The 19,472-nt window shown below is 38.5% G+C and carries 20 protein-coding genes; 6 read left to right on the top strand and 14 right to left on the bottom strand.

Annotated elements, in window-relative coordinates:
• Nucleotides 1-2 precede the first annotated feature (2 nt).
• Both B3H30_RS21345 and B3H30_RS21350 read right to left on the bottom strand, forming a co-directional pair.
• On the bottom strand, nucleotides 3-710 hold the full coding sequence (locus B3H30_RS21345) for a response regulator transcription factor (RefSeq protein ID WP_070563139.1): 708 nt from the start codon (nucleotides 708-710) through the stop codon (nucleotides 3-5).
• Nucleotides 700-1,575, bottom strand: coding sequence for a sensor histidine kinase (locus B3H30_RS21350; RefSeq protein WP_088162930.1), 876 nt, complete (start codon nucleotides 1,573-1,575; stop codon nucleotides 700-702). Before B3H30_RS21350 ends, B3H30_RS21345 begins: the two co-directional genes overlap by 11 nt.
• Before the next feature lie 211 nt (nucleotides 1,576-1,786).
• Here B3H30_RS21350 and B3H30_RS21355 point away from each other — a divergent pair, with 211 nt between their 5' ends.
• A complete protein-coding gene (locus B3H30_RS21355; protein WP_075994164.1) occupies nucleotides 1,787-2,491 on the top strand; it encodes a YjjG family noncanonical pyrimidine nucleotidase in 705 nt (234 codons plus the stop codon).
• Nucleotides 2,492-2,523: 32 nt separating this feature from the next.
• Here the strand turns inward: B3H30_RS21355 and B3H30_RS21360 are convergent, their stop codons facing one another.
• The 3 genes from B3H30_RS21360 to B3H30_RS21370 all read right to left on the bottom strand — a co-directional run bounded on the left by B3H30_RS21360 (nucleotide 2,524) and on the right by B3H30_RS21370 (nucleotide 6,223).
• A complete protein-coding gene (locus B3H30_RS21360; RefSeq protein ID WP_083663849.1) occupies nucleotides 2,524-3,333 on the bottom strand; it encodes a 3-keto-disaccharide hydrolase in 810 nt (269 codons plus the stop codon).
• A gap of 67 nt (nucleotides 3,334-3,400) precedes the next feature.
• Entirely contained in the window at nucleotides 3,401-5,842 is a 2,442-nt protein-coding gene (locus tag B3H30_RS21365) for a TonB-dependent receptor domain-containing protein (RefSeq protein WP_286834848.1), read from the bottom strand.
• A gap of 99 nt (nucleotides 5,843-5,941) precedes the next feature.
• Nucleotides 5,942-6,223 carry an ATP-dependent Clp protease adaptor ClpS gene (locus B3H30_RS21370; protein ID WP_046671971.1) on the bottom strand — a complete coding sequence of 94 codons (282 nt, stop codon included), beginning with the start codon at nucleotides 6,221-6,223 and terminating at the stop codon, nucleotides 5,942-5,944.
• Between the two features lie 78 nt (nucleotides 6,224-6,301).
• On the opposite strand from B3H30_RS21370, the gene B3H30_RS21375 reads away from it, so the two are divergent.
• A complete protein-coding gene (locus tag B3H30_RS21375) occupies nucleotides 6,302-7,348 on the top strand; it encodes a 3-oxoacyl-ACP synthase III family protein (protein WP_286834849.1) in 1,047 nt (348 codons plus the stop codon).
• Nucleotides 7,349-7,414: 66 nt separating this feature from the next.
• Here B3H30_RS21375 and atpG read toward each other — a convergent pair whose 3' ends face one another.
• From atpG to B3H30_RS21415, 9 genes are all read right to left on the bottom strand, one after another.
• Nucleotides 7,415-8,314, bottom strand: coding sequence for an ATP synthase F1 subunit gamma (gene atpG, locus B3H30_RS21380; RefSeq protein ID WP_070563149.1), 900 nt, complete (start codon nucleotides 8,312-8,314; stop codon nucleotides 7,415-7,417).
• A 77-nt stretch (nucleotides 8,315-8,391) separates the two neighbouring features.
• The gene (gene atpA, locus B3H30_RS21385; protein WP_070563151.1) at nucleotides 8,392-9,966 is read right to left on the bottom strand and encodes a F0F1 ATP synthase subunit alpha; all 1,575 of its coding nucleotides are present in this window, start codon (nucleotides 9,964-9,966) and stop codon (nucleotides 8,392-8,394) included.
• A gap of 54 nt (nucleotides 9,967-10,020) precedes the next feature.
• Nucleotides 10,021-10,563, bottom strand: a complete 543-nt coding sequence (gene atpH, locus B3H30_RS21390; protein WP_112375496.1) for an ATP synthase F1 subunit delta — start codon at nucleotides 10,561-10,563, stop codon at nucleotides 10,021-10,023.
• A 29-nt stretch (nucleotides 10,564-10,592) separates the two neighbouring features.
• Nucleotides 10,593-11,093: a F0F1 ATP synthase subunit B gene (locus B3H30_RS21395; RefSeq protein WP_112375495.1), complete on the bottom strand. Its 501-nt coding sequence runs from the start codon at nucleotides 11,091-11,093 to the stop codon at nucleotides 10,593-10,595.
• Between the two features lie 96 nt (nucleotides 11,094-11,189).
• Nucleotides 11,190-11,378, bottom strand: a complete 189-nt coding sequence (gene atpE / locus B3H30_RS21400; protein ID WP_021188666.1) for an ATP synthase F0 subunit C — start codon at nucleotides 11,376-11,378, stop codon at nucleotides 11,190-11,192.
• Nucleotides 11,379-11,412: 34 nt separating this feature from the next.
• The gene (gene atpB, locus B3H30_RS21405; protein WP_239468755.1) at nucleotides 11,413-12,609 is read right to left on the bottom strand and encodes a F0F1 ATP synthase subunit A; all 1,197 of its coding nucleotides are present in this window, start codon (nucleotides 12,607-12,609) and stop codon (nucleotides 11,413-11,415) included.
• A 106-nt stretch (nucleotides 12,610-12,715) separates the two neighbouring features.
• The gene (locus tag B3H30_RS21410) at nucleotides 12,716-13,102 is read right to left on the bottom strand and encodes a hypothetical protein (protein WP_046671964.1); all 387 of its coding nucleotides are present in this window, start codon (nucleotides 13,100-13,102) and stop codon (nucleotides 12,716-12,718) included.
• Nucleotides 13,099-13,314, bottom strand: coding sequence for an AtpZ/AtpI family protein (locus B3H30_RS24940; RefSeq protein WP_112375493.1), 216 nt, complete (start codon nucleotides 13,312-13,314; stop codon nucleotides 13,099-13,101). Before B3H30_RS24940 ends, B3H30_RS21410 begins: the two co-directional genes overlap by 4 nt.
• An 83-nt stretch (nucleotides 13,315-13,397) precedes the next feature.
• On the bottom strand, nucleotides 13,398-15,623 hold the full coding sequence (locus B3H30_RS21415) for a helix-turn-helix domain-containing protein (protein WP_112375492.1): 2,226 nt from the start codon (nucleotides 15,621-15,623) through the stop codon (nucleotides 13,398-13,400).
• Between the two features lie 197 nt (nucleotides 15,624-15,820).
• On the opposite strand from B3H30_RS21415, the gene B3H30_RS21420 reads away from it, so the two are divergent.
• The 4 genes from B3H30_RS21420 to B3H30_RS21435 all read left to right on the top strand — a co-directional run bounded on the left by B3H30_RS21420 (nucleotide 15,821) and on the right by B3H30_RS21435 (nucleotide 19,453).
• On the top strand, nucleotides 15,821-16,318 hold the full coding sequence (locus tag B3H30_RS21420; protein WP_046671961.1) for a cupin domain-containing protein: 498 nt from the start codon (nucleotides 15,821-15,823) through the stop codon (nucleotides 16,316-16,318).
• Nucleotides 16,319-16,556: 238 nt separating this feature from the next.
• Nucleotides 16,557-17,303, top strand: coding sequence for a hypothetical protein (locus B3H30_RS21425; protein ID WP_112375491.1), 747 nt, complete (start codon nucleotides 16,557-16,559; stop codon nucleotides 17,301-17,303).
• A gap of 10 nt (nucleotides 17,304-17,313) precedes the next feature.
• Nucleotides 17,314-18,423: a hypothetical protein gene (locus B3H30_RS21430; protein ID WP_112375490.1), complete on the top strand. Its 1,110-nt coding sequence runs from the start codon at nucleotides 17,314-17,316 to the stop codon at nucleotides 18,421-18,423.
• A gap of 34 nt (nucleotides 18,424-18,457) precedes the next feature.
• Nucleotides 18,458-19,453, top strand: a complete 996-nt coding sequence (locus tag B3H30_RS21435) for a hypothetical protein (RefSeq protein WP_112375489.1) — start codon at nucleotides 18,458-18,460, stop codon at nucleotides 19,451-19,453.
• The last annotated feature ends 19 nt before the right edge of the window (nucleotides 19,454-19,472 follow it).

Below are 19,472 nucleotides of genomic sequence, written 5' to 3' on the forward strand. Positions count from 1 at the left end.
ACCTATGCGTTATTGTCGGTAAACTTATAACCAACACCTCTGATAGAATGGAAATAAATCGGATGCTTTTGATCTGGTTCGAAATATTTCCGGAAGGTTAAGATAAAATTGTCGATGGTACGTGTAGATGGGTAAACATCGTAATTCCATACGGTCTCCAATATTTGTTCCCGGGATACGGCCTCATTCCGTCGTTCAATCAACAGTTTCAACAGCATGGTTTCCTTCTTTGTCAACGAAGTGATCGTGCCATCTGCATGATGTAGCTCATACGAATTAAAATAGATCGTTTTATCACCAATTTGATAAGAATTTAGTTCTTTCAAATCGTCTGGTTTCATGCCACGACGCACCAAATTTCCAACACGAAGAATCAATTCTTCTAAGTTGAAAGGTTTTACCAAATAATCATCCGCCCCTTTCTTAAGACCCGTAATTCGATCCTCACTGCTATTTTTCGCAGTTAAAAACATGATAGGAACCTCAGTGTTTTGCAGTCGAATAGTTTCAGCCACTTGGAATCCATCAATTTCGGGAATCATCACATCCAAAACCACCAAGTTGAAACGTTCCTCCTTGAAGACTTTTAGTGCTTTTTTTCCATCAGTAGCCGTAGTAACACGGTAGCCTTCCATTTCGAGATTCAACTTGATAGCTTCTAACAAGTGTTCTTCATCTTCGACAAGTAATATTCTTTGTTTACTTTGCATTTCTTTCAAATGTTACTTCAAAAATACTCCCTTTAGGAGTGTTATCTTTAACTTTTATGGTCGCGTCGTGCTTCTGCAATACGGTTTTCACGATATATAACCCCAAACCTGTGCCTTTGGTTTTTCGTGTTGCCTCACTTCCCACGCGATAAAACTTATTAAAGATAAGTTTTTTCTCTTCATCACTGATACCGATACCATGGTCAGCAACAGAAAAAATTATTTTATTATTCTCCGTATATAATTTCACATCCACCATAGCACATGCCGGCGAATACTTAATTGCATTTTCTATCAGATTAGTAACCACATTACTAATCGCAAACTTATCTGCATGAATAATGATATCCGCTTCCAAATAAGGTTTCAAAACTTGTGAACTACAGGAATTCTTCTGAAGCCTATCTACAACCTGTTCTACCAAAGCAGTAAAATTAAAATCCTCCTTCGGCATACTGTAATTTCGGCTGTCCAACTTGGTTGTCATCAATACATTTTCCACCAGATCATCCAAACGCTCGATATCCTTCAGCGAGTTTCTCAAGAACGTTTGTTGTTGCTCTTTGTCAAGATCACGCCTCAAAATAGTTTGAATATACAATTTGACGGAAGCCAATGGCGATTTAAGTTCATGCGTAATAGCCAAAAGAAAGTTCTGCTGTTGTTGAAGCAGTTTCTGCTCCCTCTCAACCAGCCGCTTCAACCGCCATGCACCCCACAAGAAAATAATCAAGAAGAATATTCCCTCTCCTATGATCATGTTCTTTTTACTCGGATCAAAACGGATAAACATCACCCCCCACCATATCAGTTGCATAACCGCATAGAACAATAGAAAATAAAAGAGTAACAGCGCTTTCTTCATGTGACAAAAATAGGTATTCACCCATGTATTCGGAAATATCCGAAGGATTATGACACAAAGAAGAAAATTAACCGATTCGCAATAAGACTAAAATCACCAAACAGTCATATAAACCATCGGAGACCCGATATCGATAAAAGTGACTTTTAATTTCATCACTAGATAACCTAACTGACTTGGAATTTCAGGTTAATTTGTTTTAATTTTGCATATGTTTAATCACGAGAAAAAAGACATTTTCTTCGACCTAGATCATACCATATGGGATTTTGATAAAAATGCCGAAGAAAGTCTGCACGAGCTATATTTTAAATACAAGTTTGATCACTTGTTTAATCAAGAGTCATCCACTCGTTTTATAGAAACTTATACAGTTAACAATCATCGACTTTGGGGACTCTATCATCACGGAAAGATTTCAAAACCAGAACTCAGGAAAGCTCGCTTTGCAGATACCTTTACCGAGCTCGGTGTGGATCCAGAGTTGTTTCCTGAAGAATTCGAACTGGAGTATCTCGCTATCTGTCCAAAAAAAACAAACCTGTTTCCCCATGCACATGAAACCTTGGCTTATTTGGGTGACAGATACAATCTTCACCTGATATCGAATGGTTTTAAAGAGGCCTGTGAGACCAAACTGGAAAAGAGCAACCTAAACAAATACTTCAAACATATTTTTATTTCAGAAGTCATCGGTGTGAATAAACCGGATCCCCGAATATTTGAGTTTGCTATGACGACTGCTCAAGCGCAAGCCCAGCAATCACTGATGATCGGAGATAACCTGGATGCCGACATCCGTGGAGCCGTAAATGTAGGCATGGACGCCATTTTCTTTAACCCAAATGTTATTGAAAAACCAGACGATGTATCACATATGATTATCGACTTGAAAGAATTACAATCGATACTATAGAAAATAGAAAAAGCAGCTTAAAGCTACTTTTTCTATTTTAGAACCTTAACGGTAATATTCTTAAACCATACATCATTTCCATGATCCTGAAGACCGATAAGCCCCGATTTGCTATCGCCACCAACATGGCTCAACAATTCAAAAGCCAAAGGCCATTTTTCCTCACTGAATTTACTTTTTTGCAATAAATCAATCCAGGACTTATCCCATAATGTATATTCAACAACCTTTACACCATTTTGAAAATGCTCTACCTTGCCATTGTTTACTCTGATCTTAACTTTATTCCACTCGCCATACGGTTTACCATTCTGAGGCTTAGCAGGGATCATATCGTACAATGATGTCGATTTACGGTTTCCATCTACACCCATTTTAGCATCAGGATGGTTCTCATTGTCCAAAACCTGACATTCTGGAGACGAGATATAAATCGGTTGTCCTTCCACTTCCTTCGCTAAAAAGAAGATACCTGAATTTGCTCCTTTAGCAACTTTCCATTCCATCTCCAATTCGAAATTCTTGAAATCATGAGCAAAGACCAAGTCACCACCTTCTTCTTTACCAACATTGGCTTGACTATCAAATTTGATCGCTCCCTCATTAATTACCCATCTTTTTGGCACTACGGTCTTATCATATCCTCTCCAGCCTTCCATGGAAGTACCATCAAAAATAACATAGGCCCCAGCTTTATTCTTTTTAAATTTCTTGATATCTACACGGGGTAAATCTAAGATTTTGTAAGCAGGAACCTCTTTTTTTGCTTGCGCTACGGCAGTATTAAGATGTGCTGAAAAAGCAATCACCGATACCGCAAGAACTGTTTTTAATAACTTCATTCTTTTTAGTTTTAGGTTTGTTTTAAAATTAAATTTAAGCATTTGAGTGTATAAAGAGGAATATTTTTTAATATTCCTCTCCGCCACCCATTTCATTTGTATTCGACACTTTTTTCTTTGATTTGTTTAAATCTTGGCTACCAAACCGATAGGAAAGTGATAAGGTTACCATCCTCTTCATCCAACGGTGCTCAAAATTGGATATAAGTTGAGCAGTCTCCGTCACACCATTCATTTTTCGCGAATTAAATACATCTCTCACATTCAACATAATTGAAGCTTTCTTCTTGAACACATCTTTTTTTAAGGCTAGATCCATACCTTTCATGGCATTCATCTGCCCCTGAGCCATTACACGCGAAGAATTATACTCGCCTCTCATTTGAGCAGAAAACGTTGGTGTAAAACGATAATTAGCGGTCAGATTAGCATTATAAGCGAAATCCTTTCGTTCTTTAATATCGTAGTCCGGGTTTGCATTATACTGAATGTGGATCAAATTGAGATTAAATGTAAAGTCAAAATCCTTCGTTGCGTTGACTTTTGAAATAAACTCAAAACCCGAAAGATTACGACTGGTCATATTCTCCCATCTACTGTATGTTCTTCCATCCTCTATCTTGTAAACAAATGGCTGAATAACCTCACTTGCGTGATTGAAATAGGCAGAAGATATGAGGTTTACTTTACCAAAGGTTTTGGCAAAGCTCATTTCCAAACTGTGTACATCTTCCGGTTTCAGATTCGGATTTCCCTGACGATAATTCAAATCATCGGATACGTTTAAAAATGGGTTAACTTGCCAACCACGAGCCCGTTGAACACGGCGCGAGTAGCTAAATTGAACTTTATCCCCATTTTCACCAACATCGTAGGTTAAAAACAGTGTTGGATATAACCTGAAAAATTTCTGTTTAGCATTGGATTCCGTTTCCACTGCAGCTGGATCCTTGGAGAAATAGGTGGACTTGAGTTCAAATTGCTCTCCCCGGAGTCCAATTTGATAGCCAATTTTATCTGTTAATTTATTTTGATAATTCGCATAAATCGCATGGACAGTACTCGTAAAATCAAAATCGTTGCTGATTCTATAATCCGGCACATAATTACCTAAAGAATCGAGTGATCTGGAAAATTGTGTATCAAATGACTTTCTGATTTGAGACCTGTAGCCTGCCTCGAATTTGCTTACCTCGGAGAAAGGTAAAACATAATCCAATTGAAGATTGATATTCTTACCATCCTCAGACGTAACATTCTTCCGTGAGGTGGCCTTCCGCCCATCGGTGTAATTTTGAGAAAAATCATTTGTACCATCTTCCTTATCTCTCCCATAACTTGCATTCCCCGTCAACTCCTCTCCTTCTCGCTTAAATTGATGTCTAAAATCGGCGTTTAATTCATAACCAAGATCATCTTCAAATTGTGTTGAATTTCGAACACTCGTTCCTGTCATCTGCGATTGCTTAAAGAACTCGTAATTCAAGTCTTCTATTCGCTTGTTATCACGTATACTTAAATTACCCGAAAAACTCAATGAAGTACGGTCTGTCATATTATAATCAAACCCAGCTTTTACCGTATGGCTATTGCCCTTTCTTGACGATTCGGATTCGCTATAATTACGCGTGCTATCCCAAAAAAACCTGTTGTCCGTTTTCCCACTTCCCAACATGTTTCGTTTATTGAAGTTATAGGATCCGAAGTAATTGAATTTCCGATCACGATAATTCAATGTTATACCAGCCATATAATTATCATAAGAACCAGCGGATGTATTTATCGATCCGTTCAGCCCTGTTCGAATATTTTTCTTTAAAACGATATTGATAATCCCAGTTTGGCCCTCTGCATCATATTTAGAGGATGGATTTGTGATGACTTCAACTTTTTCAATTGAATTGGCAGGTAGACTCTGAAGCAAAGAAGTTACATCATTTCCTGCTAAGGCAGACTCCCGTCCGTCGATTAAAATCTTCACACTACTTGATCCACGCAAACTGACCGATCCATCCTGATCAACTTGCAAAGTGGGGACATTCGCAAGCACATCGGTCGCTGTTCCACCCGCGCTGACCAAACTCTCGCCAACATTGAAGGTTTTACGGTCTATACCAATTTGCATGGCAGGAGCTCTTCCTTCAATAACAACTTCGTTCAACATATTACCTGTAGATTTCAAAGCAATTCGACCTAAGTCCTTGCTTTTACTTCCTAAGACCTCTATACTATCAATGGTTTGTGTCTCGTAGCCAACATAAGTAATACGGACATTATATTTACCAGGTTTAATATCAGACAACAAAAGGAATCCTTGGGATACAGACTGTCCCCCCTTAACAAAGACGTTACTATAGGCGTCCAAGAGCGCGACACTAGCCGATGAAATAGGTTTAGAAGTTTCGCTATCGACTAAAATAGCTTTGATTTGACCTGTTTGAGCAAAAAGAACAACAGGTAAAAAGAATACAAATAAGAAAGATTTAAACGATTTAGCGTAAAAAAACATGCTTCAGCTTAGTTTATAAGTTATAGTGCAAAGAAAACTAAAACTTACAGACAAAATTGAAGCGTAACCATATTATTACGGTAACAAAAGAATAGCAAATTACTCCACAGAAACAGTCAATCCCTCGGCTTTCAGAATTTTACGATAGATCTCCATCTCCGTATAAGTACCCTCCAGTACAGCACATTTCCCCTCAGTATGTACTTTCCAGGCAATCTTCTCAGCTTGCTTCTCGGTATATTGTAAATGATAGATGAGACAATGAATCACATGTTCAAACGTATTGGTTTCATCATTCCACAAAATGAGGCGATTAGACTCTTTCACAGAGGCTAATATCTCTTCTAACGTAAAGGTTTCTTCAGCAGTTTGGGTACCCATGCTGCAAAAATAGAATATTTTTTTCTAAATTAACGATAATATAAAAGGGAAGAATACAATCAATTAGAGGAATTTATTATGTTACAGTCAAAAATTGCAGGAATTGGCTATTACGTCCCAAAAAACGTATATACCAATAATGACCTAACACGCTTTATGGATACCAGTGACGAATGGATTCAAGAACGAACTGGCATTAAAGAACGTAGATATGCAGACCGAATAGGCGAAACCACCACCACTATGGGGGTCGAAGCAGCTAAAATTGCCATCGAACGAGCCCATATTACACCTGAAGATGTCGACTTCATCATCTTTGCCACCTTATCGCCAGATTATTATTTCCCGGGCTGCGCCGTTCTACTGCAACGGGAAATGAAGATGAAGGAGATCGGGGCACTGGATATTAGAAACCAATGTTCTGGTTTTATATATGCGCTTTCTATTGCCGATCAATTTGTCAAAACAGGGATGTACAAAAATGTGCTAGTGGTTGGTTCGGAGAAACACTCTTTTGCGCTTGACTTTTCTACGAGAGGACGAGCCGTTTCCGTGATTTTCGGAGATGGTGCCGGAGCAGTAGTTGTGCAGCCTACAACCGAAAATGGCAAAGGAATCCTGAGCACGCACTTACATTCAGATGGAGCCGAAGCCGAAAAGCTAGCGATGTATTACCCCGGAGCTTCCAGTGGAATTTGGTTAGATAAAATGCCCAATTGGCCGGATCAGGAATTGGGCGGATTATTAATGACCAAAGAGATGCTCGAAGATGGGACTGCGTTTCCAAATATGGATGGACAGGCCGTCTTCAAAAAAGCTGTTATCAAATTCCCTGAGGTTATTCATGAAGCGCTAGCAAAAAATAATTTAAAAACTAATGATATCGATTTACTAATTCCACATCAGGCCAATCTTCGCATTTCGCAATTTGTACAGAAAACACTTGGATTAAGGGAGGATCAGGTATTCAACAATATTCAGAAATATGGTAATACCACTGCAGCCTCTGTACCGATAGCACTATGCGAGGCTTGGGAAGAAGGAAAGATTAAAGACGGTGATCTCGTATGTTTGGCAGCTTTTGGAGCAGGATTTACGTGGGGTTCAGCCTTAATTCGATGGTAAAAAATAGCATATATAAAAAAGGTGATAATNNATTATCACCTTTTTTATATATTTCCGAATAAAGGATTATCCGTTTGATAATGCTGCTGCACCAGATACGATCTCCGTCAATTCTGTTGTAATTGCAGCTTGACGTGCCTGGTTGTAAGATAGCTTCAGTGATTTGATTAAGTCACCGGCATTCTCTGTAGCTTTATCCATTGCCGTCATACGTGCTCCATGCTCAGAAGCATTCGAGTCTAAAACAGCTTTGTATAATTGAATCTTGATTGCTTTAGGAATCAATTCCTCGATAATCTTCTCTTTGGAAGGCTCGATGATATAATCCACCTCAGCTTCTATTTTTGCTTTATGCGTATGTTGTTTGTTTTCCTCCGCAGGTAATAAGGGTAAAATCTGTTCTGCAGTCAACTCTTGAACTGCAGCATTTTTGAACTGATTATAAACCACTTCAACACGATCAAAATTACCTTCTTTGAATTGCTCCATGATAAATTCAGTCACCACAGATACAGAACCAAAATTTAAATCAGAAAACAAATCAGAGTGATTAGCTACCACATTGAAGTTACGTTTCGAGTAGAAGTCATAACCCTTTTTACCAATACCAATGATACTCAAATTGCCCTTAGCATGTTGCTCAGCATATTTGTTAAAGATCAAGTTATTAGTCGTTTTGATAACATTTGCGTTGAATGCTCCAGCCAAACCTCTATTAGAAGAAACAACAACGATTAATACCTTATTTGGCTCGCGATCCACTGTAAAAGGAGAGTTACTTCCCTCAACACTCGCAGAAACATCAGCCAAAATATCTCTTAGTTTATTCGCATATGGGCGCAATTGTAAGATAGCGTTAGTAGCGCGCTTCAATTTAGCAGCCGAAACCATTTTCATAGCTTTCGTGATCTGCTGTGTTGATGATACCGAGGTAATCCGGTTTCTTACTTCTTTTAAATTTGCCATATTTGTTTTAAGTATTAAGTACCTAGTATTGAGTATTGAGCCTAGTCAATAGACTCAATACCAAATACTCATTACTATTAATATTTTGATGCTAAATCCTTAGCTACTGTTTCTAACACTGCAGTTAATTCATCGGAGAACTTATTAGCTTTGAAAGCTGACAATACTTCTGGATGACGTTGTTCCAATTGAGTCAAGAATTCTTCTTCAAATTCTCTCACTTTATTTACAGGAACATTACGCAATAAACCTTTAGTTCCGATATAAATAATCGCAACTTGTTTCTCTACAGAAACTGGAGAATATTGACCTTGTTTCAAGATCTCAACGTTACGAACACCTTTATCTAAGACAGATTTAGTAGCAGCATCTAGATCAGAACCGAATTTCGCAAAAGCTTCCAATTCACGGTACTGAGCTTGATCTAACTTTAATGTACCAGATACCTTTTTCATCGGTTTGATCTGCGCATTACCACCTACACGAGATACAGAAATACCTACGTTGATCGCTGGACGAATACCTGCGTTAAACAAGTTAGACTCCAAGAAAATCTGACCGTCTGTAATTGAAATTACGTTGGTTGGGATATATGCAGAAACGTCACCAGCTTGGGTTTCAATGATCGGAAGGGCAGTTAATGAGCCACCGCCTTTCACCAAGTGTTTGATCGATTCAGGTAGATCATTCATGTTGCGCGCGATATCATCTGAAGAGTTGATTTTCGCTGCACGCTCCAACAAACGGCTGTGTAGATAAAATACGTCACCTGGGTATGCTTCGCGGCCCGGTGGACGACGTAACAATAAAGAAACCTCACGGTAAGCTACAGCTTGCTTAGACAAATCATCATAAACGATCAATGCTGGACGACCTGTATCACGGAAAAACTCACCGATAGCAGCACCTGACATTGGTGCATAAAACTGAAGTGGAGCTGGATCAGCAGCAGATGCAGCCACAACTACTGTATAAGCCATAGCGCCTCTCTCCTCCAATGTACGCACGATATTCGCAACTGTAGAATTCTTTTGACCTACGGCAACGTAGATACAAAATACAGGTTCTCCTGCATCATAGAATTCTTTTTGGTTCAAGATTGTATCGATACAAACAGCTGTTTTACCTGTCTGACGGTCACCAATAACCAACTCACGTTGACCACGACCTACTGGAATCATTGCATCGATCGCTTTAATACCTGTTTGTAATGGTTCAGTTACCGGTTGACGGTAGATAACACCCGGAGCTTTACGCTCGATAGGCATTTCATACAAATCACCTTGAATAGGTCCTTTACCATCGATTGGTTGACCTAAAGTATTTACAACACGTCCCAACAAGCCTTCACCAACTTTGATGGATGCAATACGGTTGGTACGTTTAATAGTATCTCCTTCTTTGATCTCATCCGAAGGACCTAAAAGTACAACACCAACGTTGTCTTCTTCTAAGTTTAATACAATACCTTGTAATCCGTTATCAAATTCAACCAACTCACCGGACTGAACTTTAGTTAAGCCGTAAATACGAGCAATACCGTCACCTACAGCAAGTACGGTACCCACTTCCTCTAGTTCGGCTTCTGATTTAAAGCCCGACAATTGCTCTCTTAGAATTGCCGAAACTTCATCTGGTCTTACCTCTATCATTTTAATTATTATAAGGGGTTTTTTGATTTATTTTACTTCAAGTATCAGAACAAATTAATTATTCTGATTCAAATATCTTTCCAATTTATTCAACTTACCAGCAATACTTGCATCAATTTGGCGATCGCCGATATTGACTACAAATCCACCGATCAAACTATGATCAACTTTATTGATCAATATCACTTGAGCGTTGGTTTCCTTCGCAAGTACATCTTTCATCGCTGCCAAATTAGCTTCAGAAAGTGGCGCTGCAGATGTAACTGTAGCTTTCACAATTCCTTTTACCTCGTTATACTCACGAATAAATTCCTGAGCAGTGGCATACACAATCTCGCCACGACCTTTGTTGATCATGATCTTAAAGAATGCCACGATATTGGGATTGATCTTATCTTTAAATAGCGCATCCAATATGTTTTTCTTCTTGTCCAAAGGAACAATAGGATTGGCAAAAACAGCTTGCAATTCTGTACTGGATTTTAAAACAGCAATGAATGAATCCATATCCGCCTTGACTGTCTCCAGTGAGCCTTGCTCGCTAGCCAAGTCAATTAATGACTTAGCGTATCTTGATGCTACTTTAAATACTGACATAATTCTATTTCGTAATTTGAGTGACCGGATTAGTTCAATTTAACGTCATTAAGCAAATCTGCTACTAGAGCTTCTTGCTTTCCTTGGTCCTCAAATTCTTTGTTTAACACTTTACGAGCAATATCCAAAGACAAAGAAGAAACCTGAGACTTAACCTCAGCCAAAGCTTTGTTCTTTTGTTCGTTGATCTCGATTTTTGCTTGTGCAATCAATTTTGCACCTTCAGCCTGTGCCTGCGTTTTTGCCTCAGCTACAATCTTATCTTTAAGTTCTTTTGCTTCCTTAAGGATAACATCGCGTTCTGCGCGAGCTTCTTTTAGTAATTGTTCGTTCTCATTTGTTAAACGAGCCATTTCTAATTTCGCTTTTTCAGCAGCCTCTAAAGCACCTGCAATACCTTTTTCACGTTCGTCTAGGGCATCAACAATTGGTTTCCAAGCGAATTTACCTAATAAAAAGATAATAACCACAAGGACGATGACCATCCAAAAAAACAAACCGTACGAAAACGAATGTATTAATTTATCCATTGTTATACTATATAATGATAATTCTTATTTTTTAAGATTCAGGAATAATATAACCTGCAACCAACCGTTGCAGGTTATATTATAAAACCGTTGTGACTATTTACCTAATAATAAAGCACCGAATGCTAAACCTTCAAGTAAGGCACCAATGATAATCATTGCAGTTTGGATTTTAGATGCTGCTTCTGGTTGACGAGCGATAGCTTCCATTGCAGAACCACCAATTTTACCTAAACCTAAACCTGCACCGATAACGATTAAACCGGCTCCAATTAAATTGTACATAATGTATGATTTGAATAATTAAAAAATTTACTAATTAATGATCGTGATGTTCTTCAACAGCCATACCGATAAATAAGGATGACAACATCGTAAAAATAAATGCTTGTAAGAATGCTACCAATAATTCGATAACCATCAAGAAGATTGTCAAGAACATGGAAACACCGATACTACCCACTACAGTCAATTGGTGTTGCAATAAATAAACAATTGCAATCAGTCCCATTACGACAGTGTGACCAGCTGTAATATTTGCAAACAAACGTACCATCAACGAAAATGGTTTTGTAAACAATCCCAATACTTCAATTGGTGCTAAAACAAATTTAAATGGAACCGGAACACCTGGCATCCAAAAAATATGCTTCCAGTAGTTTGCGTTTGCTTTGATATTGACAATTAAGAATGTAAAAAGAGCCAAACATAAAGTTACTGTGATGTTTCCTGTAACGTTAAACCCTAGTGGTGTCAAACCAACCAAATTCAAAATCCAGATCAAAAAGAATACAGACAATAAATAAGGCATGAATTCCTTGTAACGATGACCAATGTTTGGAATAGCCATCTCATCACGTACATAGATAACCAAAGGCTCCAATACACGTCCAACACCTTTTGGCAAATTGTTAGCACCTTTTTTATACGTTTTAGCCAAACTAATAAATGCCCAAAACATTAAAAATGCAGCCAAAAACAAACCGACAACATTTTTAGTGATCGAGAAATCTAAAGGCATCGCTACAGATGGATGAAAATCAACAGCATCATGAATTTCATGAGAACCAATCACATAAGAAGTTTCAAATTCCTTTTTCTCTTCTTTTCCATCTTCATTTATAGTCATAACATAACTACCATCAGCATTTTTACGATACTCATGACCAGCCAAATTACCGGCAGCATCAGTCTTATAAATTTTTCCGTGGTACAATGCATAATACTGACCGTCAACCTCAGCAACTTTATTACCGTGATCGAATGCCGAAGCCATAAAAACTTTCAAGCCATTATCGATCAAAATAACGGGCAATGAAAAGCCATAATGTTTACCTGTCTCTTCATCCGAAAAGAAGCTAAAATAATAATCATCTTGTAAGTGATGCTCAATATGGCTATTGATTTCCTCAGCCTGCGATTTTTCTCCGTGTGCATTCTCATTCGCCTTTGTTAAAAATGGCGCAACTGCAAACAGAATAACTGCTAAAAATTGAAGTGTTCTTTTAAGACTCACGATACTACTATTATGTTATTTAAAATTTTTTGCGAAAATACTATATATAAAGCACAAAAGCTACTTTAATATTACATTTTTTTGAAAAAACTATCGTTTTTCTCCCTTAGGATTTGTTTAAAGCCTTGTAAGCAAATATAACATCGTAAAAAAGGAATAAAACGACAACGATCAAATAGTTATATTTTAAAATATCAGCCTGCGGTTTTGCCAACCCATTATGGATGTATACATAATTTAGGACAAACTTTAAAGTCAATAATCCCAAGAAAACAAAACCAACATACTGCGGAAATTTCTGCGAACAGTAACTTATCCCCACCATGATGATCACGGATAATATCAGTTGAAAAATATAAATTTCATACAATGGAAAATGTAGATCTTCCAAGGAATGAATACCATCAAAAGATTTTAATAAAAAGAAATGAACGGCAAAAATCAAAACCGCAACAAAAAATAAAATAAGGGTCTGCTTTATATATACTATCATCTATCGTTTAATCGATTCACTTGTCTAATGACTTGATATAGAGAAAATCCAATCCCGCCAAGGGTACAGATCTTCATCCATAGTTGGTTCTCCGCATGAAACTTACCGTCCAGCCAATCCCCTAATAAATAAAATACATAAATGGTAAAAACCATCTGGGTTGAAATAGTCGTCAGCACAAGCCACTTGTTAGGATCTTTCTTGTCTTCCATAAGCAATCTTAAGGTTATCAATGGGCTTTCAACAAACTATATCACACAATTTGTTACAAATATACGCTATAAATTTTTATTGCCTACAATCCCAAAACTTTTTGTCCAATTTTAATATCCGGATAATCAATATCCACGCCCAAAAGCATCTTAAGTTCCGAAGAGGATTTATCCGGATTTGCACGAATAACACCAAGAATACGATCCAACTTCTCCTGCTCGATCAACTCTGTTGCTTCCACTTCCGTACCAACAAAATTAATTAAATGTCCATATATCGTACCTGCGACCATCCCGCGCTTAACCGCTATATCAGCAATGCTCATACCATCTTTAAACATTTCTAAGGAAATCTCCTTTGTATCCAACTTCTTCGGCCCTTCTTCATCTGCACTTTGCGCAGCCAATTCATCTTTTTCTTTGGTCTTCACACTAGCAGCAACATCGAGCATCGCTGTTTGAAAATCTTCCCGTTTTGAAAGCGTATCAGCAATAAGTAGACAATGTTGCAACTGCTCGCGTTTTCGCTTGTAATCAAGCAATAATGCTTTTAACTCATCAATATATTTCTTCGTACGTTTTCGTATCTGGTACTCCTCAATATGTTTGGTTAAAGCCTCAATCAGATCTACATCCATTTTCGGTAAAAACCAATTGACCGCAGCAGTAGAACGTTCACAGATGACATCATAATCGATTGCGTTTTTATCCCGCAACAAATCATACAGTACAACAATAAATTTATGTGCAACTTTCTCTTGGGTCTGAAGGTGCTTGACCAATTGTTGGAAAAATAATACGGCTTGTTCCTTTCCATCAATATTACGCTCTTCAAGTGATTTCAGCAGCTCCGAAGTCTCGGCCAATAGTCCGTCCCAACGGAAACCGTGCATTAAAATCTGGCCAAGATAATTCCGTTGGCATTGCTCCAAAATCTCATTGACGTCAGCCTGCCCCTGAGCACGCTGTGCAAATTCGACCACTTGGTAATCGGTACGGATGGCATAAGAAGGGATAATGGATTTTAATACAAGTCCATCTAAACTCGTTAAACGGCTCAATGCAACGTACACCTGTCCCGCGGCAAACGAGGTCCCTGCGTCAATGATCGCTTTTTGAAAAGTTAAACCCTGACTTTTATGAATAGTGATAGCCCAAGCCAATCGAAGTGGAAATTGCGAAAATGTACCCAATATCTCCTCTTTAATCTGATCTTGCCCCTTATCGTAATTATACCGAATATTCTCCCAGGTCTCCCTTTTTACCGTTACAGATTCCGACCCATCAGGAAATGTAACCGTTACCGTGCCCTGCACCGTATCGATGTCCTTTACCGTACCGATCTTTCCATTGTAATATTTACGTTCATCACCGGAATCGTTTCGAATAAACATCACCTGAGCCCCTATCTTTAAGGACAACGTTTCTTCAGCAGGATAGGAGCCCTGCGCAAAATCGTCCTTTACAACTGCTTTAAGATTTAACATTTTACCCGATAATGATGCCAGCTTGGCTCCATTTATTTCATCCGCATTTCGATTATGGGAGGTCAATGTAATATACTGTTCCTCTTCATTTGGAACAAAGTCCTGTTGATAATAACCATTTAAGGTCGTGAGCATGTCACTTGTACACTGATTGTTTCGTATGGCATTCAAAATTGAAATAAAACCTTCATCTTGTTGACGATAGATTTTATTGAGCTCTAACATCACCAGCGGATTATCCCTCAAAATTTTAGCATTAAAGAAGAAAACAGAAGAATAATGATCCCGCAAAACATTCCATTCGGCATCTTTCACAACTGGCGGCAACTGGTACAAATCTCCGATAAACAGCACTTGTAATCCACCAAAAGGCCGCATATCGCGACGAACAGATTGCAGAATTACATTAATCGCATCTAATGTATCTGCACGGACCATCGAAACCTCATCAATCACCAAAAGCTCTAGCTCCTGCAAGATGGCCCGACGCTGCTTGGTCAATTTAATCGTGCTGAATAAACGTGATTTATTGTAGATATGACTATCCTGTTCGTCCCAACGTAACTCATAATCTTCAATAAAAGTCCCAAAAGGAAGCCAAAATAAAGAATGTAAAGTTGTTCCGCCCGCATTCATCGCCGCAACACCTGTAGGTGCAGTAATAGCCATCTTTTTGTAGCTATGCTCACGGATATACTTCAAGAAAGTCGTTTTTCCGGTACCCGCCTTTCCTGTAATAAATACATTCTGGTTCGTTTGGTTAACAAAAGCAACAGCCTGCATAAATGCAGTATTTTCCCGATCGACTTGAAAGTTTGACATATCCTGAAATTAGATTGATCACAAAATTAGCAATTTCATTTTTAACTTTACGCGATATAGTATAGCTTAGGGTATCTAACGCAGCTCCATTATAAAGGATTTAGATTAAGCTAAAACGGTTAATTTAAAATATTAAATGGATTTTTTTTATATTTAGCAACTGAATTAACGAATAACAAATTTTTAGAATTTTTAATATGGCTATAGATAAAATCGCATTGTTTGAAAAAGTACAGGAAATGCTGACATCCAAAGGTTTTCGTATTGATAAATCAGATGCTGCACGCCCTTGGGGAGGATTTTTCGTAATCGACGAATCCCAAGCGCAAGAATTTGCCGATGAGTACTTCGGCGGAATGGATGTACAAGAATTAAGAATCTCAGGAAAATTAAGTCCAAAAATTTTAATTGTTGCACCAGAAAAAAGACTTTCATGGCAATATCACCACCGTCGTGCCGAAATATGGCGTGTTATCCAAGGTAACGTAGGTGTTATGGTTTCTGACACCGATGAAGAATCGGTTGTTTCAACCTTGAAAGAAGGCGAAACAATTAGATTACGCCAAGGACAGCGTCACCGTTTAATTGGATTGGATGGCTTCGGTATTCTAGCCGAGATCTGGCAACACACCGATGCCAACAACCCTTCTGATGAAGACGATATTGTTCGCGTACAAGATGATTTTGGCAGATAGTAGTCCCACAGGACCATGACCACCAAAACAAAGATTCCCAATCAACAATTGGGAATCTTTGTTTTTATCCCTAACATAAAATGCGATAGCAGCTGATTCACTCGCCCTACAGGTCCATTTCATCGCTTCTATCCAAGCTCCTATACCTCCTGTATCCATTTCAGGTATTCCATAGCGCAATTCATTAGAAGAGAATATTAATTTTTATTATTTTAGTACAGATATAATCAACTATGATATGATGAGTAACGACGATACTAAAAGAGGATCCAGTATATTAAACAGTCTAAAGAAATTAATTTTTGAGGACGATCAGCCGCAGCAAACGCCACCGGCACAAGCCCCTCCAGCACCAGCTACTAACGCTGCTCCAGAAAGACCCCATGTACCACCGGCATATACATCGCCCACGGCCCAGGCTCCAACTGGAAAAACACCTCCCCCAATCCCCCTAACAGCCAATGACGGAACAACCGACCTCAAAGAAATGAAATTAAAGGTCTATGCCATTCTTGAAAAACTCAACGAGCAGGGTGTCGATTTTTTCGAAGTATGGAACGCTGCTGCCGCAATGGGAAAAGTAGAGGAAAACACATTAAAAGCGGCCTATACTTCATTGAAATTTGTAGACAGTTCGTTAACCAAGGATAAACTGGTAGCAACTGGCACAAATTATGCTAATAAATTGAAAGAAACCATTGCCAAAGAATCGGAACAAAAACAGGCTGAAAAGAAAAAGACTGAACAGGACCGAACCATGGAGATTGCAAATCTGAACACTGAAATCAAAACAATAACGGAGAATATCGCCAAATTGCAAGATGATCTACAGAAAAAACAACTCGCTTTGGCACAAATTAATGAAAAGTACGAACCAAGGATTAAAGATATCGAACAAAAAATAAACATCGGCAACGCGGCCGTTGATGAAGTGGTCACCGAAATCAACACTGCATTGCGTATGATTAATCAATCAATAACATAAAAACAAATCAATGGAAAGAAAAGATCAGTATGTTAATATTCCCGCTGAGATAAAAACGCAACTTCCGATATTTCAAGTACTGGGCGATCATTTGCCTGCACAATTAAAATCACCAGAAGCGAAGAAGACAGCTTCGTCGATCTTCTTTTGGGCGCTTTTACTTGGCGGAGCCTTTGCTTTTTTCAAATACTTACCGATTATGCTGGAATATGCCGGAAAAAGTATACTTTTTGTGCTATTCAGTATAATCCTAATTACCTTATTATTGCTAGCGCCAAAGATCATTGCGCTATTGCACAGATTGGGAACCGTCCTACTTTTTAAAGGTGAAAAATCCATCATTAGAAATAACCCCATAGAAACCTTACAACTGTTATCAAGAGATGCAAAAGACACCCTGAAACGTGTGAAGGAAAAAATCAGCAATGTAGACGGTGTCCGCATCGACATGATTCAAAGCGGTGAAACTGCTCAAAAAACAGCCGAAGAGAAGTACACCTATGCGAAACGTTTCACCGCAGAAGCGGCTAATCTCGACGAGAAATCAAAGGAGGAAACGAGCAAAAATAATGCAGAGAAGGCCAATGCTTATGCAAGAGATGCCAAAGAAACACGCACCAAAGCATTTCTATTGGGAAAAGAAGGTGAATCTGAAGAGCAAAATGCGCGCAGTTATGTACAATATGCCAATCAATTTGCAAAAGTATTGGAAGTCCTAAAAGATAATGAAAGCGCAGCACGTATCTATGTCAGCACCTTGGATAGCAGCATTTCCATTATTTCCAAGAAGCTGGAAGCAACGCAAAAGATGAAAAATGCCACCGATGGCCTAGCCGATGTGTTCAATATTAAAGATGGCTGGGCATTTCAAGAGGCCATGAATGCAGCAACAGGTGCCATCAGTCAAAATATTGCCTCTATCCGATCCAATCTTGATTTCTTGGATCAAAACAACAATATCACAGTGGGTGGTACGCCTACTCAAGGTGAACTGGAAGAGTTTATCCGAAAAGTTGACGAACGTAATCTAAATGTATTAAACGTAACGCAAATGGCCGATGCCAGCTATGAACTCAAACCCGAAGAAAAAGTAGATAAAGGATTTACATTACTCGATTAATATTAACTAAAATCAAACTTACTATACGAACATTATGGAAGAAAAATCAACATGGGCAAGATTAAGATGGCCAATCAAAGCAATTATCATCGCCTTACCTATTCTCGCAATCGGTTATTGGGCCATTCAATCAGGCAAATTTGATGCTAATTCGACAGTCCAAACAACAGATTCAACAAGCAATAATGGTCATGCGGCCGCACCTTCATCAGGCTCAGAAACGACTCGTTCATTCAACTATCAACCCGAAAAACCAGTCGACGGCGAATACAAGGGTGTCGTTGAAGTCGGCGCTTCGGGTTTCAATTCCTTTGTCGTCAATATGGACAAAGAAAATCGCTGGGAGATCATTTCCAAAGACTTCGGAAAGTCATTTGCCTACGAAGGATTGGCAAATACGGAAGACATCCGTAAAGGATTAAAAGATTATATAGGCATGATGCTCGATAAAGGCGTCAAATCCAAAAACATACATTTCGTTATTAGCTCCGGAGCTCAAAAAGAACCTAAAACTTCAGTTATCAGTGCTGAACTTAGAAAAATGGGCTTTGTGGTCAACCTAGTTACAGCAGAGCAGGAAGGAAAATTAGCGTTAAAATCGGTTCTTCCGAAAGCTTACGAAGACAATTCATTTGTTGTTGACATTGGCTCCGGTAACACCAAAATTTCCTGGATTGACGGTGACACAAAATCGGTAGAAGCACCTGGTGCGAAATATTATGAAAAAGACCTTAAAGATGATGCGGTCTATACAGAAGTAAAAAAATTAGGCGAAAAAATTCCGGCAAATAAAAGAGAGGTTTGTTTTATTATTGGCGGGGTTCCTTTTGAATTAGCATCGCAGACACGCCAAGGTGAAGAGCGTTTTACAGTTTTGAACGATCCAGCATCTTACAAAGCAGATAAAGTAAAAACAAAGAGCGGTGTCAACATCTATAAAGCAATTAAAGATGCAACCAATTGCGACACCTTCGTATTTGATTGGGATGCCAATTTCACGATCGGATTCCTACTTTCACTAAACAAATAGTCAAGACGATTAGCATAAA

The organism is Sphingobacterium sp. UBA7038 (genome assembly GCF_002494055.1).
GTDB lineage: Bacteria > Bacteroidota > Bacteroidia > Sphingobacteriales > Sphingobacteriaceae > Sphingobacterium > Sphingobacterium multivorum.

What these genes read in the sequence shown, in the direction of transcription:
- B3H30_RS21375 (WP_286834849.1), top strand. Translation starts at nt 6,302, where the DNA reads ATGTTACAGTCAAAAATTGCAGGAATTGGCTATTACGTCCCAAAAAAC.
- B3H30_RS21425 (WP_112375491.1), top strand. Translation starts at nt 16,557, where the DNA reads ATGATGAGTAACGACGATACTAAAAGAGGATCCAGTATATTAAACAGT.
- B3H30_RS21410 (WP_046671964.1), bottom strand. Translation starts at nt 13,102, where the DNA reads ATGATAGTATATATAAAGCAGACCCTTATTTTATTTTTTGTTGCGGTT.
- B3H30_RS21430 (WP_112375490.1), top strand. Translation starts at nt 17,314, where the DNA reads ATGGAAAGAAAAGATCAGTATGTTAATATTCCCGCTGAGATAAAAACG.
- B3H30_RS21415 (WP_112375492.1), bottom strand. Translation starts at nt 15,623, where the DNA reads ATGTCAAACTTTCAAGTCGATCGGGAAAATACTGCATTTATGCAGGCT.
- B3H30_RS21365 (WP_286834848.1), bottom strand. Translation starts at nt 5,842, where the DNA reads ATGTTTTTTTACGCTAAATCGTTTAAATCTTTCTTATTTGTATTCTTT.
- B3H30_RS21355 (WP_075994164.1), top strand. Translation starts at nt 1,787, where the DNA reads ATGTTTAATCACGAGAAAAAAGACATTTTCTTCGACCTAGATCATACC.
- atpE (WP_021188666.1), bottom strand. Translation starts at nt 11,378, where the DNA reads ATGTACAATTTAATTGGAGCCGGTTTAATCGTTATCGGTGCAGGTTTA.
- atpA (WP_070563151.1), bottom strand. Translation starts at nt 9,966, where the DNA reads ATGATAGAGGTAAGACCAGATGAAGTTTCGGCAATTCTAAGAGAGCAA.
- B3H30_RS21395 (WP_112375495.1), bottom strand. Translation starts at nt 11,093, where the DNA reads ATGGATAAATTAATACATTCGTTTTCGTACGGTTTGTTTTTTTGGATG.
- B3H30_RS21370 (WP_046671971.1), bottom strand. Translation starts at nt 6,223, where the DNA reads ATGGGTACCCAAACTGCTGAAGAAACCTTTACGTTAGAAGAGATATTA.
- B3H30_RS21435 (WP_112375489.1), top strand. Translation starts at nt 18,458, where the DNA reads ATGGAAGAAAAATCAACATGGGCAAGATTAAGATGGCCAATCAAAGCA.
- atpH (WP_112375496.1), bottom strand. Translation starts at nt 10,563, where the DNA reads ATGTCAGTATTTAAAGTAGCATCAAGATACGCTAAGTCATTAATTGAC.
- atpG (WP_070563149.1), bottom strand. Translation starts at nt 8,314, where the DNA reads ATGGCAAATTTAAAAGAAGTAAGAAACCGGATTACCTCGGTATCATCA.
- B3H30_RS21350 (WP_088162930.1), bottom strand. Translation starts at nt 1,575, where the DNA reads ATGAAGAAAGCGCTGTTACTCTTTTATTTTCTATTGTTCTATGCGGTT.
- B3H30_RS24940 (WP_112375493.1), bottom strand. Translation starts at nt 13,314, where the DNA reads ATGGAAGACAAGAAAGATCCTAACAAGTGGCTTGTGCTGACGACTATT.
- B3H30_RS21345 (WP_070563139.1), bottom strand. Translation starts at nt 710, where the DNA reads ATGCAAAGTAAACAAAGAATATTACTTGTCGAAGATGAAGAACACTTG.
- B3H30_RS21360 (WP_083663849.1), bottom strand. Translation starts at nt 3,333, where the DNA reads ATGAAGTTATTAAAAACAGTTCTTGCGGTATCGGTGATTGCTTTTTCA.
- B3H30_RS21420 (WP_046671961.1), top strand. Translation starts at nt 15,821, where the DNA reads ATGGCTATAGATAAAATCGCATTGTTTGAAAAAGTACAGGAAATGCTG.